At 64.0% G+C, this 12267-nt stretch carries 11 protein-coding genes; 8 read left to right on the plus strand and 3 right to left on the minus strand.

What is annotated here, in order from left to right:
- Positions 1 to 10: 10 nt before the first annotated feature.
- Positions 11 to 763, minus strand: a complete 753-nt coding sequence (locus J1G37_RS25015) for an alpha/beta fold hydrolase (RefSeq protein ID WP_207046048.1) — start codon at positions 761 to 763, stop codon at positions 11 to 13.
- A gap of 302 nt (positions 764 to 1065) precedes the next feature.
- Between J1G37_RS25015 and J1G37_RS25020 the strand changes: the two genes are divergently transcribed.
- On the plus strand, positions 1066 to 1617 hold the full coding sequence (locus J1G37_RS25020; protein WP_026136875.1) for an RNA polymerase factor sigma-70: 552 nt from the start codon (positions 1066 to 1068) through the stop codon (positions 1615 to 1617).
- A gap of 145 nt (positions 1618 to 1762) precedes the next feature.
- Here J1G37_RS25020 and J1G37_RS25025 read toward each other — a convergent pair whose 3' ends face one another.
- Both J1G37_RS25025 and J1G37_RS25030 read right to left on the minus strand, forming a co-directional pair.
- Positions 1763 to 2551 carry a transporter substrate-binding domain-containing protein gene (locus tag J1G37_RS25025; RefSeq protein WP_207046049.1) on the minus strand — a complete coding sequence of 263 codons (789 nt, stop codon included), beginning with the start codon at positions 2549 to 2551 and terminating at the stop codon, positions 1763 to 1765.
- A gap of 93 nt (positions 2552 to 2644) precedes the next feature.
- Positions 2645 to 3268, minus strand: a complete 624-nt coding sequence (locus tag J1G37_RS25030; protein WP_207046050.1) for a TetR/AcrR family transcriptional regulator — start codon at positions 3266 to 3268, stop codon at positions 2645 to 2647.
- A 153-nt stretch (positions 3269 to 3421) separates the two neighbouring features.
- Here J1G37_RS25030 and J1G37_RS25035 point away from each other — a divergent pair, with 153 nt between their 5' ends.
- The 7 genes from J1G37_RS25035 to J1G37_RS25065 all read left to right on the plus strand — a co-directional run bounded on the left by J1G37_RS25035 (position 3422) and on the right by J1G37_RS25065 (position 12262).
- Positions 3422 to 5200, plus strand: a complete 1779-nt coding sequence (locus J1G37_RS25035) for an acyclic terpene utilization AtuA family protein (RefSeq protein WP_207046051.1) — start codon at positions 3422 to 3424, stop codon at positions 5198 to 5200.
- Between the two features lie 13 nt (positions 5201 to 5213).
- Positions 5214 to 6086, plus strand: a complete 873-nt coding sequence (locus J1G37_RS25040) for an SDR family oxidoreductase (protein ID WP_207046052.1) — start codon at positions 5214 to 5216, stop codon at positions 6084 to 6086.
- Positions 6087 to 6089: 3 nt separating this feature from the next.
- Positions 6090 to 7706 carry a geranyl-CoA carboxylase subunit beta gene (gene atuC / locus J1G37_RS25045; protein ID WP_207046054.1) on the plus strand — a complete coding sequence of 539 codons (1617 nt, stop codon included), beginning with the start codon at positions 6090 to 6092 and terminating at the stop codon, positions 7704 to 7706.
- Positions 7707 to 7722: 16 nt separating this feature from the next.
- Positions 7723 to 8880, plus strand: a complete 1158-nt coding sequence (atuD, locus tag J1G37_RS25050; protein ID WP_207046056.1) for a citronellyl-CoA dehydrogenase — start codon at positions 7723 to 7725, stop codon at positions 8878 to 8880.
- Positions 8877 to 9638, plus strand: coding sequence for an enoyl-CoA hydratase-related protein (locus tag J1G37_RS25055; RefSeq protein ID WP_207046058.1), 762 nt, complete (start codon positions 8877 to 8879; stop codon positions 9636 to 9638). Before atuD ends, J1G37_RS25055 begins: the two co-directional genes overlap by 4 nt.
- A 125-nt stretch (positions 9639 to 9763) precedes the next feature.
- Positions 9764 to 11647 (plus strand): acetyl/propionyl/methylcrotonyl-CoA carboxylase subunit alpha, encoded by a 1884-nt coding sequence (locus J1G37_RS25060; RefSeq protein WP_207046060.1) that lies wholly within the window; start codon positions 9764 to 9766, stop codon positions 11645 to 11647.
- A 72-nt stretch (positions 11648 to 11719) separates the two neighbouring features.
- Entirely contained in the window at positions 11720 to 12262 is a 543-nt protein-coding gene (locus J1G37_RS25065) for an exonuclease domain-containing protein (protein ID WP_017735248.1), read from the plus strand.
- Positions 12263 to 12267: the final 5 nt, after the last annotated feature.

Raw genomic sequence — 12267 nt, forward strand, 5'->3', positions numbered from 1 at the left:
TCGGGGGCGTTCAGCCGGCGATCAATTGCCGCGCGGCGTCATTGCGCCAGCGGGCCAGGTGTTCGTCGGCATAGCGACGGATGCAGCGCAGCACCGCGTTTTCGTGCTGCACGAGGAAGAAGTGGTGGCCGTCGAACATGTCCAGGGAGAAGCCGCTGGCGGCGTCGTCCTGCCAGTCGAGCAACTGGTCGGCGCGCACGCTGTCTTGCTTGCCGCCGAACACGTGGATCGGCAAGCGCAAGGGCGCGCGCTCGCCGTAGGTGAAGCTGCCGCAGAGCAGAAAGTCTGCGCGCAGGATCGGCAGCATCAGCGCCATCAGTTCGGGGTTGGCCAGGGCTTCTTCAGCGGTGCCTTGCAGTTCGCGCAGGCGGGCGAGCAGTTGGGCGTCAGTCTTTTCGATGGCGTATTCACTGACATCGCGGCGCGCCGGCCCAGCCGTGCCAGAGGCAAACAACGCGAGGGGCGCCGGCAGGTTGCGTGCGCGCAGGGCGTGGGCCAGTTCGAAGGCCAGCAGGCCGCCGAGGCTGTGGCCAAACAAGGCGTAAGGGCCGTTGAGGTCACGGCCGATCTCATCGGCGAGTTGCGCCGCCAGGGCCTTGATATCGCGCTGCAGCGGCTCGTCCATGCGCATGCCACGCCCGGGCAATTCCAGCGGGCACACCTGCAACCACGCCGGCATCGCCCGTCGCCAGCGGGCATACACCATGGCGCTGGCGCCCGAATAGGGCAGGCAAAACAGGCGCAGGGACGTCGGCGTACTCATCCGGCGAGTACTCCAAACTGAAACACGCTGTATGCACGATAAAAACCCATTTCGCCCTCCTGCGGGTGCTGATCCATGGCCGTTTTACGAACGGACCTGTCACCCAAGAGAACGGACGGAGTGGGCAAATAATTAGTCGCAGGCTTTGCGCGAGACGTGGTTCACAGCAAACCAGAAAGCATAAGATTAGTTCGCCTTCTCATTTGACAATCATTATCATTAAGCATAATTTGTTGCCCGATGTGTAGGAGGCCTCAGCAAGGACGCCCTCCCCCAACCTCTTTGCGACAAGGTGATTTTCCATGACGGAACAAGTATCCACAGGCAGGTGCGACTCACCTCTTCTGCAGGCTTTTGTCGACAATCGACTGATCCTGGTGAAGATCGCGGCACGTATTACCGGGTGCCGCTCCCGCGCCGAAGACGTAGTGCAGGACGCCTACTTCCGACTGCAATCGGCGCCGACGATTACCTCATCGTTCAAGGCCCAATTGAGCTATCTGTTTCAGATCGTGCGTAACCTGGCGATCGATCACTATCGCAAGCAGGCCCTGGAGCTCAAATACTCCGGCACGGAAGAGGAAGGCTTGAATGTGGTTATTCACGGCGCTTCACCGGAAACCTCGCACATCAACTTCAGCACCCTGGAAAACATCGCCGACGCCCTGACGGAGCTGCCCCAGCGCACCCGCTACGCGTTCGAGATGTACCGCCTGCACGGCGTGCCGCAAAAGGACATCGCCAAGGAACTGGGCGTGTCGCCGACCCTGGTCAACTTCATGATCCGCGATGCGCTGGTGCATTGCCGCAAGGTGTCGGGCAGCCATAGCGATACGTTTGCGCGCAGGGTCTGAACCCAACACTGCACCCAATGTGGGAGCGGGCTTGTGTGGGAGCGGGCTTGCTCGCGAATGCGGTGGGTCAGCCAACTCATCAAGTGACTGATACACCGCATTCGCGGGCAAGCCCGCTCCCACATTTGGATGTGTGATAACCCGTTCAGGGCGTTGGCATGACGTCGATGCGATACGGCTCGAAAATCTTCAGCATCTCGCCGTTCTCTCGCAAACGCTTGAGCAACCCGGCAAACGCATCGGCGGTGATCGGCGCCTTGGGCCGCAGCAACGCGTAGTGGTGATACACCTGGTCAATGCGCTCCGACACCAAAAACTGCCCCGCCATGTCCGCATTGCGCACCATGAAATCACTCAGGTACGAACGCGTCACCAGCGCGATATCGGCACGCCCGCGCGCGACCATCAGCAAGTTGCTGTCATGGGAATAGGTCAACGTGGCGTTGAAGTGTTCGGCCATGTACTTGGGGTCGGGGTTGAAGTTGGCGAAGGCGTAGTGATAACCGCTGAACACCGCCAGGCGTTTGCCCGCAAGGTCGGCGAAGTAGCCCTGCTCGCGCCCGGGCGCACGCTGGGCGACGAAGACTTCCGCATCCTCCAGGCCCATGTCGACGCTGGCGTGGGCGATCTTCTGCCAGCCCCATGCGGGGTTTTCGAAGATGGCCATGTCGACCCGGCCCTGCTCGAAGTCACGGAAACGGCGCGGAATGGAGGTGGGCACCAGCACAAACTGGTAGTCGCTCTGCGAGGCGTTCAGGGCCTCCACCAGTTGCGGCAGCAAACCGGTGTCGGCGCCTTGCTCAGGGCGTACGGTGTAGGGCGGGAAGTGCGCCGCGCCGATCCTCACCAATTGCGCAGCCGAAGCCGGCGCCCACCACGCGGTGCCCAGTGCCAAAAAGGTAACTCCTGCAGCCAGCCGCCATGGCGAAAACATTGAGGCACACACCGTTGAATACTCTGATGGCGATAAGCTAGGCGTTTTTGTCGGGAGAGACAACTTTCCACCGCCAAATTAATAGCTTGCTCATCAATCGGCTTTAAGCACCATCAGCAGCGCCTCTTCGGCCAACTGCTCCAGGGTCAGGCTGCCTTCGGCGCGAAACCAGGTGGTGGTCCAGGACAACGCCCCGGTGAGAAAGCGCCGGGTGATAAACACATCGCCGCGGATATAGCCGGCGGCCTTGGCCTCGCCCAACACCTGCAACCAGATGGCTTCGTACACATCACGCAGCGCCAGCACCTGCGCCTGGCCTTCGGCCGACAGCGAGCGCCACTCGTACACCAGCACCGCCATGGCCTCGCCGCTGCCGCCCATGATCGATTGCAATTCACAGCGGATCAGCGCCAGCACCCGCTCGCGCACGTTGCGCGCTTCTTCGAGGGAGGCGCGCATCATCGCGGTGTTGTAGTGGATGGTTTCTTCCATCACCGCCCGCAGGATCTCATCCTTGCTCTTGAAGTGATGAAAAATGCTCCCGGACTGAATGCCCACGGCACTCGCCAGGTCACGCACGGTGGTGCGCTCGAAGCCTTTGTTGCGGAACAGGTGCGCCGCCGTTTGCAGCAACTTGCCCCGGGCACTGTCGGGGTCGGTCAACTGGCCGCCCTCGACCATGGTGCGCATCACCCGCAGGGCTTTGTGCTCATCCATGCCACTCTCCTCTACTTCTACTGACGTCTTGGCCGGCAATTTAGGCCGTGGCCGCCACCCAAGCAAGCGCTTGGGCAAAATCTGTATCGGGAGTTTACAGACCAAGCGCTTGCTTGGTAGTCTCGGCAACAGCCATCAGAGGAAGGATTTCTCATGCGTGACACGGTTCGTATCGGCTGCGCCAGCGCCTTCTGGGGCGACACCTGCACCGCCGCCGCCCAGTTGGTGCACGGCGGCGCGCTGGATTACCTGGTGTTCGACTACCTGGCAGAGGTGACCATGTCGATCCTCGCCGGCGCGCGGATGAAAGACCCGCAGGCCGGCTACGCCACGGATTTTGTCGAGGTGCTCACGCCGCTGCTGACCGAGATCCAGCGCCAAGGCATCCGCGTGATCAGCAACGCCGGCGGCATCCACCCCCAAGCCTGTGCCGCCGCCCTGCAAGCGGCCTGTGACAGTGCGCAGATCCCGCTGAAAATCGCCGTGCTGCTGGGCGATGACCTGCAACCCCAGCTCAAGCAACTCCACGGCATCACCGACATGTTCGACGGCGCGCCCCTGCCGCCCGTGTGCGTGTCCGCCAACGCCTACCTCGGCGCGCCGGGCATTGCACACGCGCTTGCACTGGGCGCCGACATCGTCATCACCGGCCGCGTGGTGGACAGCGCCGTGGTCAGCGGGGCCTTGGTGCATGCCTTCAATTGGTCCTGGCACGACTACGACCGCCTCGCCCAAGCCGCCCTGGCCGGGCATATCATCGAATGCGGCGCGCAGTGCACCGGCGGCAACTTCACCGATTGGCGCGACGTGCCGGACTACGCACATATCGGCTTCCCCATCGTTGACGTCAGCGCCGACGGCGCGTTCACCGTGAGCAAAGTCGCGGGCACGGGCGGGCTGATCAGCGAGCTGAGCGTGGGCGAACAACTGCTGTACGAAATTGGCGACCCGCGCGCCTACCTGCTGCCCGATGTGATCTGCGACTTCAGCCAGGTCACCTTGCAGCAGCAGGGCGAAAACCGCGTGCGCCTGCACGGCGCCAAGGGTTTGCCACCGACCGACCAGTACAAGGTCAGCGCCACCTACCCCGACGGTTTCCGCTGCACCGCCAGTTGCCTGATCGCCGGGATCGACGCAGTGGCCAAGGCCGAGCGGGTCAGCCAGGCGATCATCGACAAGACCGCCGAACTGTTCAGCCAACGCGGTTGGGCGCCCTATACCGAAGTGAATATCGAACTGCTTGGCAGCGAAGCCACCTATGGCGCCCACGCACGGCGCCACGATTGCCGCGAAGTGGTGGTGAAGCTCGCGATGCGCCATCCGAACAAACAGGCGCTGGCGCTGTTTGCCCGCGAGATCGCCCAGGCCGCCACGGGCATGGCGCCGGGGCTGACCGGGATCGTAGGTGGGCGGCCCACCGTGTATCCGTTGATTCGCCTGTTTTCATTCCTGGTGGATAAAGCGTTCTGTACACCCGTGATCGACTTTCAGGGCGAGCGCCACGCCGTTGCATTGCCCAGCGCCAACCCACTGCAAACACCGGCGGCGGCAATCGATCCGCCCCAACCCCAAGGCCTTGCCGACGCCAGCGTGCCCCTGGTCAAACTCGCCGTGGCGCGCTCCGGCGACAAGGGCAACCACAGCAATATCGGCGTGATCGCCCGCGCCCCCGAGTACCTGCCGTGGATCGCCGAAGCGCTGACGCCCGCAGTGATCGTCGACTGGATGAGCCACGTGCTCGACCCGTTGCACGGCCGCGTCGAACGCTGGTACCTGCCCGGCAGCCACAGCCTCAACTTCCTCCTGGAAAACGCCCTGGGCGGCGGCGGTATCGCCAGCCTGCGCATCGACCCGCAAGGCAAGGCGTTCGCCCAGCAATTGCTGGAAATCCCCATCGCCGTGCCGCAACACCTCGCCGATCAACTCAACTGACAGGAGCCTTGCTGTGGCCTTCGACTCGATCTTCAAAGCCGACCTGTTCCAGGGGCACACCGTAATTGTCACCGGTGGCGGCAGCGGCATTGGCCGTTGCACCGCCCATGAACTGGCGGCGCTCGGTGCCCAGGTGATTCTGGTGGGGCGCAAACCCGAAAAGCTGCGAACCGTCGCCGCAGAAATTGCCGACGATGGCGGCAGTGCCCACTGGCATAGCTGCGACATTCGCGATGAAGAGGCGGTGAAGGCGCTGGTCGCGCAAATCCTCAGCGACCACGGGCCGATCCACGGCCTGGTGAACAACGCCGGCGGCCAATACCCGTCACCGCTGGCGTCGATCAATCAAAAAGGCTTTGAAACCGTGCTGCGCACCAACCTCGTCGGCGGTTTCCTGATGGCGCGGGAAGTGTTCAACCAGTCGATGAGCAAGCACGGCGGCGCCATCGTCAACATGCTCGCCGACATGTGGGGCGGCATGCCCGGCATGGGTCACTCGGGCGCGGCGCGATCGGGCATGGACAACTTCACCAAGACTGCCGCGTTTGAGTGGGGCTACGCCGGGGTGCGGGTCAACGCGGTGGCGCCGGGCTGGATCGCCTCTAGCGGCATGGACACCTACGAAGGCGCGTTCAAGGCGGTGATTCCTACCCTGCGCGAACATGTGCCGCTCAAGCGCATCGGCACCGAATCGGAAGTCAGCGCCGCCATCGTGTTCCTGCTCAGCCCCGCCGCCGCCTTTATCAGCGGCAGCACCCTGCGCATCGACGGCGCCGCGAGCCTGGGCAGCCGCGCCTGGCCATTGCACAAGGCACAGCCGCCGAGCGAGCCGTTCAACGGCTTTCACCGCGCGTACTTGCCAGATGTGCTCAAGGCGGAGCAATAAACCATGCCGCTGATTGAATCCCTGATCGACCCTCACAGCGCCCAATTCGCGCAAAACCGTGAGGCCATGCTGATCGGCATCCTGCACCTGCGCCAGCTGGAGCAGAACCTGCTGGACAAGGCCGAAGAGGCCCGCGCCAAGTTCGACCAGCGCGGCCAATTGCTGCCCCGTGAACGCCTCAACCTGCTGCTGGACCCCGGTGCGCCGTTCCTCGAACTGGCCAGCCTGGCTGGCTACAAGCTGCACGATGACAAGGACGGCAGCGCCGCCGGCGGTGGCTTGATCGCCGGCATCGGTTACGTCAGCGGTGTACGCATGTTGGTGGTGGCGAACAACAGCGCGATCAAGGGCGGCACGATTTCCCCCAGCGGCCTGAAAAAATCCCTGCGCCTGCAACAGATCGCCCTGGAAAACAAACTGCCGGTGGTGACCCTGGCCGAGAGCGGCGGCGCCAACCTCAACTACGCCGCCGAGATTTTTGTCGAAGGCGCACGCAGCTTTGCCAACCAGGCGCGCATGTCGGCCATGGGCTTGCCGCAGATCACCGTGGTACACGGCTCGGCCACGGCGGGCGGGGCGTATCAGCCGGGGCTGTCGGATTACGTGGTGGTGGTGCGGGGCAAGGCCAAGCTGTTCCTCGCCGGGCCGCCGCTGCTGAAAGCCGCGACCGGCGAAGTGGCGACGGATGAAGCACTGGGTGGCGCTGAGATGCACGCCCAAGTCGCCGGCACCGCTGAGTACCTTGCGGAAAACGACGCCGACGGCGTGCGCATCGCGCGTGAAATCGTCAGCGCCTTGCCGTGGAACGACCGTCTTCCAGCGCCGGTACAGCGAACTTACCGCGAACCGCTATACCCCATCGAAGACCTGCTGGGCCTGATCCCCGACGACCCGAAAAAACCCTATGACGTGCGCGAAATCCTCGCGCGCCTGGCGGACGCGTCGAGCTTCCTCGAATTCAAAAGCGAGTTCGACGCCCACACCGTCTGCGGCCACCTGCACATCCACGGCCGAGCCGTCGGCGTGATCGGCAACAACGGCCCGATCACGCCCAAGGGGGCGAGCAAGGCCGCGCAATTTATCCAACTGTGCGACCAGAGCCGCACGCCGCTGCTGTTCCTGCACAACACCACCGGCTTCATGGTGGGCACCGAATCGGAGCAGCAAGGGGTGATCAAGCACGGCGCGAAGATGATCCAGGCGGTGGCGAATGCGCGGGTGCCTAAACTGACGATTGTGGTCGGCGGCTCCTACGGCGCCGGCAATTATGCGATGTGCGGCCGTGGCCTGGACCCGCGCTTTATCTTCGCCTGGCCCAACAGCCGCACGGCCGTGATGGGCGGCGCGCAAGCGGGCAAGGTGCTGCGGATTGTCACCGAGGCCAAGCAGTTGAAAAACGGTGTGGTGCCCGACCCCAAGGTGCTGGACATGCTGGAGCAGGTCACCGCGCAGAAGCTCGACAGCCAGTCCACGGCGCTGTACGGCAGTGCCAACCTGTGGGATGACGGGCTGATTGACCCACGGGATACGCGGACCTTGCTCGGCTTGTTGCTGGATATCTGCCACGAGGCCGAGGTGCGCGAGTTGCAAGCCAACAGTTTTGGTGTGGCGCGTTTCTAACCGGAGAACAATAAGAATGATCTTTACCCAAGAACACCAGGAACTGCGCCGCACCGTCCGCGCCTTCGTCGACCGCGAGATCAACCCCCATGTGGACGAATGGGAAAAAGCCGGGCGCTTTCCCATCCACGAGATCTTCCGCAAGGCCGGCGACCTCGGCCTGCTGGGCATCTCCAAGCCGGAACAATTCGGCGGCATGGGCTTGGACTACAGCTACTCCATCGTCGCTGCCGAAGAATTCGGCACCATCCGCTGCGGCGGCATCCCCATGGCCATCGGCGTGCAGACCGACATGTGCACCCCCGCCCTCGCCCGCTTCGGCAGCGATGAACTGCGCGACGAATTCCTGCGCCCGGCCATCAGCGGCGAGCAGGTCGGTTGCATTGGCGTCTCGGAAGTCGGTGCCGGTTCCGATGTGGCCGGGCTCAAGACCCATGCGCGCAAGGACGGCGGCGACTACGTGATCAACGGCAGCAAGATGTGGATCACCAACTCCCCCAGCGCCGACTTCATTTGCCTGCTGGCCAACACCTCCGACGACAAGCCCCATATCAACAAGTCACTGATCATGGTGCCGATGAACACGCCGGGCATCAGCGTCAGCCCGCCCCTGGAAAAACTCGGCATGCACAGCTCCGAGACCGCCCAGGTGTTTTTCGACAACGTGCGCGTGCCGCAACGCAACCGCATCGGCCACGAAGGCGCGGGCTTCATGATGCAGATGCTGCAATTCCAGGAAGAACGCCTGTTTGGCGCGGCCAATATGATCAAGGGCCTGGAGTACTGCATCGACAGCACCATCGCCTACTGCAAGGAACGCCAGACCTTCGGCAAGGCGCTGATCGACAACCAGGTCATCCACTTCCGCCTGGCTGAACTTTCCACCGAGATCGAATGCCTGCGCGCGCTGGTGTACCAGGCCACCGAGCAATACATCAAGGGCCAGGACGTGACCCGCCTGGCCTCCATGGCCAAGCTCAAGGCCGGGCGCCTGGGCCGCGAAGTCAGCGACAGTTGCCTGCAATACTGGGGCGGCATGGGCTTTATGTGGGACAACCCGGTGGCGCGCGCCTACCGCGATGTGCGGCTCGTGTCGATTGGCGGCGGCGCCGACGAAATCATGCTGGGCATCATCTGCAAACTGATGGGCACTCTGCCGGGGAAAAAACCATGAACACCTTGCTGCTGGAGCCGCACAACGGCGTGCTGCACATCACCCTCAACCGGCCTGAATGTCGCAATGCGATGAGCCTGGAGATGGTCAACGAACTGCACGGGGTGCTGACGCAGCTGGATGGCCACACGCGAGCCGTGGTAATCAGCGGCGCCGGCGGGCACTTTTGCGCCGGGGCGGATGTGAAGGATCTGGTCACTGCTGGCAACCAATTGCAGGCGCTGAACCGCGCGTTTGGCACCTTGCTGCAAGCTGTCGAGGCGGTGCCCCAGGTGGTGATCGTGGTGCTGCAAGGCGCAGTGCTCGGCGGTGGGTTTGGCTTGGCCTGCGTGAGTGATATTGCGATTGCCGACCACCAGGCGCAGTTCGGCTTGCCGGAAACCAGCCTGGGCTTGCTGCCGGCGCAGATTGCGCCGTTTGTGGTCAAGCGCATCGGGCTGACCCAGGCTCGCCGACTGGCGCTGACGGCGGCGCGGTTTGATGGCGTGGAGGCGGAGCGGCTAGGCGTGGTGCACTTTACCGAGCGTGATCCGCAGGCGTTGGCCGAGCGGTTGGATGAGGTGTTGGGGCAAGTGCTGCGGTGTGCGCCGGGGGCGAATGGGCGGACCAAGGCCTTGTTGCTGGCTAGTGTGGATGAGCCGCTGGCGGTGGTATTGGATCGCGGGGCGCAGTGGTTTGCCGAGGCGGTGCGCGGGGAAGAAGGGATTGAGGGGACGCAGGCGTTTGTGCAGAAGCGCAAGCCTGGGTGGTGCAAATGACGCCATCGCAGGCAAGCCAGCTCCCACACTTGACCGAGTTGCCATGACGAACACGAAACACTGTGGGAGCTGGCTTGCCTGCGATGAGGCCCGAGCAAACACCCCATCACCCGAGGAATAACCCCATGCCCGCATTCAGCAGAATCCTCATCGCCAACCGCGGCGAAATCGCCTGCCGCATCCAGCGCACCGCCCACGCCCAGGGCTACCGCACCGTCGCCGTGTACAGCGACGCCGACGCCCAGGCCCTGCATGTGCAGATGGCCGACGAAGCGGTCAATATCGGCCCCGCGCCCGTGCAGCAGTCCTATCTCAATATCGCGGCGATTCTCGAAGCCGCGCGCATTACCGGCGCCGACGCCATCCACCCCGGCTACGGCTTCCTCTCGGAAAACCCCGACTTCGCCCGCGCCTGCCTGGCGGCCGGCCTGACCTTCATCGGCCCCAGCGTCGAGGCCATCGAGCTGATGGGCAGCAAGCGCCGGTCCAAACTCGCCATGCTCGACGCGGGTGTGCCGTGCATCGCCGGCTACCAGGGCGGCGCGCAGGACGACGTGACCCTGCAACACGAAGCCGAGCGCATCGGCTACCCGCTGATGATCAAGGCCAGCGCTGGCGGCGGTGGCCGCGGCATGCGCCTGGTGCACGCGGCCGACGCCTTGCTGGAGAACCTGCACACGGCCCGCTCCGAAGCCAAGAACGCGTTTGGCAGCGACGAACTGATCCTCGAGCAAGCACTGATCGACCCGCGCCACGTCGAAATCCAGCTGTTCGGCGACAGCCACGGCCAGTTGATCTACCTCGGCGAGCGCGACTGCTCGATCCAGCGCCGTCACCAAAAAATCATCGAAGAAGCGCCCTGCCCGGTGATGACGCCCGAGCTGCGCCAAGCCATGGGCAACGCCGCCCTGCAAGCCGGGCGCGCGGTGCACTACGTGGGCGCGGGCACCGTGGAGTTTTTGCTCGACCGCAACGGCCAGTTCTACTTCCTGGAGATGAACACCCGCTTGCAAGTGGAACACCCGGTCACCGAGCTGATCACCGGCCTGGACCTGGTGGACTGGCAATTGCAGATCGCCGCCGGCCAGCCCCTGCCGCTGACGCAAGCGGACGTGACCCTGAGCGGCCACGCCATGGAAGTGCGCCTGTACGCCGAAGACCCGGCCCAGGGCTTCCTGCCGCAAACCGGCGATGTGCTGCGCTGGCAACCGGCTGCTGGTGTGCGCATTGACCATGGCGTGTGCGAAGGCCAGCCCGTCAGCCCGTTCTACGACCCGATGCTCGGCAAGCTCATCGCCCATGGCGCCACCCGTGAGGACGCGCGACGCAAACTGCTGCGCGCGGTGGAAGACACGCTGTTGCTGGGCGTGACCACCAATCAACGATTCCTGGCGGATGTGCTCAAGCAGGGGGATTTTATCCGTGGCGACTTCAGCACCGGGTTTATCGCCGAACACTTCGACCACATCCCGCGCCAGCCGGTGTCCGCCGAGCAGCTCAGCCTGGCCGCCGCGCTGTTCTATCAACACAGCGCCGACACCCATCCGCAAAGCCTCGCAGGCTGGCGCAACAACGCCAGCGTCGCGGGCACTTACCGCCTGGAGGTCAACGACGAACTCCACAGCGTGCCCCTTGCCCCGCTGGCACTCACCACCGACGGCCGCCACGCCACCCTGGTGCTCAACGGCATCCGCCGCCGCGTCGCCTACCACCTCGACGGCAACCAGTTGTGGCTGCCGGGCTTGCACGTGACCAACCGCACCTACCAAGCCGCGAGCCGTCAGGCCGACGTGCAAAGCGGCACGGTCAAGGCGCCGATGGACGGGGCCATCGTTTCTGTGCGCGTGAGCAAGGGTGAGCGTGTGAGCAAAGGCCAACTGCTGCTGGTGCTCGAAGCGATGAAAATGGAGCATTCACTGAGCGCCGGGATCGACGGGGTGATCAAAGGCGTGCAGGTGATTGCCGGCGATCAGGTGCGCAATCGCCAGGTTTTGCTGGAGATCGAATAACGCCTAGGCGGAACTACGCGGCCGGGCTACGCTCTATCCCCATCAAGAAGGGAAGAGACGGGAACCTGCACGATGCCTCATTGGCTGATTATTGACCTTGAAGCCACGACGGATGACGGCGGTTGGCCCGTGACGGAGATGGAAGTCATCGAGATCGGCGCGAGCCTGGTGAACCGCCAGGGCCGCGAGCTGGATCACTTCCAGCGCTTTGTCCGGCCGTTGCGCCGGCCCTTGCTGACGCCCTTTTGCCGGCAACTGACCCACATCACCCAGGCGAATATCGACGCGGCCGCACCGATCACCGAGGTGTGGCCGCTGTTCGAGCGCTGGCTGGGCCAGCACCACGCGCGCCTGGAAGGCTGGGCCAGTTGGGGCGACTACGACCGCAAGCAGCTGGAACTGGAGTGGCAACGCCATGGCCTGGCCAGCGCCCTGGCACAAACCCCTCATGTGAACCTCAAGCAACGCTTCGCCAAGGCGCGGCGCCTGGACAAGCCGCTGGGGCTCAATGGCGCGCTGCAATTGGCGGGGATGCAGTTCAACGGCCAGCAACATCGGGCGCTGGAGGATGCACGCAACACTGCACGCCTGTTGCCGCTGATTTTGCCGGTCTAGGCAGC

Source organism: Pseudomonas sp. Marseille-Q1929 (assembly GCF_017316265.1).
Taxonomy (GTDB): Bacteria; Pseudomonadota; Gammaproteobacteria; order Pseudomonadales; family Pseudomonadaceae; genus Aquipseudomonas.

Coding starts and splice junctions, on each gene's coding strand:
- J1G37_RS25020 (WP_026136875.1), top strand. CDS start 1,066: ATGACGGAACAAGTATCCACAGGCAGGTGCGACTCACCTCTTCTGCAG.
- J1G37_RS25065 (WP_017735248.1), top strand. CDS start 11,720: ATGCCTCATTGGCTGATTATTGACCTTGAAGCCACGACGGATGACGGC.
- J1G37_RS25035 (WP_207046051.1), top strand. CDS start 3,422: ATGCGTGACACGGTTCGTATCGGCTGCGCCAGCGCCTTCTGGGGCGAC.
- J1G37_RS25060 (WP_207046060.1), top strand. CDS start 9,764: ATGCCCGCATTCAGCAGAATCCTCATCGCCAACCGCGGCGAAATCGCC.
- J1G37_RS25055 (WP_207046058.1), top strand. CDS start 8,877: ATGAACACCTTGCTGCTGGAGCCGCACAACGGCGTGCTGCACATCACC.
- atuD (WP_207046056.1), top strand. CDS start 7,723: ATGATCTTTACCCAAGAACACCAGGAACTGCGCCGCACCGTCCGCGCC.
- J1G37_RS25030 (WP_207046050.1), bottom strand. CDS start 3,268: ATGGATGAGCACAAAGCCCTGCGGGTGATGCGCACCATGGTCGAGGGC.
- atuC (WP_207046054.1), top strand. CDS start 6,090: ATGCCGCTGATTGAATCCCTGATCGACCCTCACAGCGCCCAATTCGCG.
- J1G37_RS25025 (WP_207046049.1), bottom strand. CDS start 2,551: ATGTTTTCGCCATGGCGGCTGGCTGCAGGAGTTACCTTTTTGGCACTG.
- J1G37_RS25015 (WP_207046048.1), bottom strand. CDS start 763: ATGAGTACGCCGACGTCCCTGCGCCTGTTTTGCCTGCCCTATTCGGGC.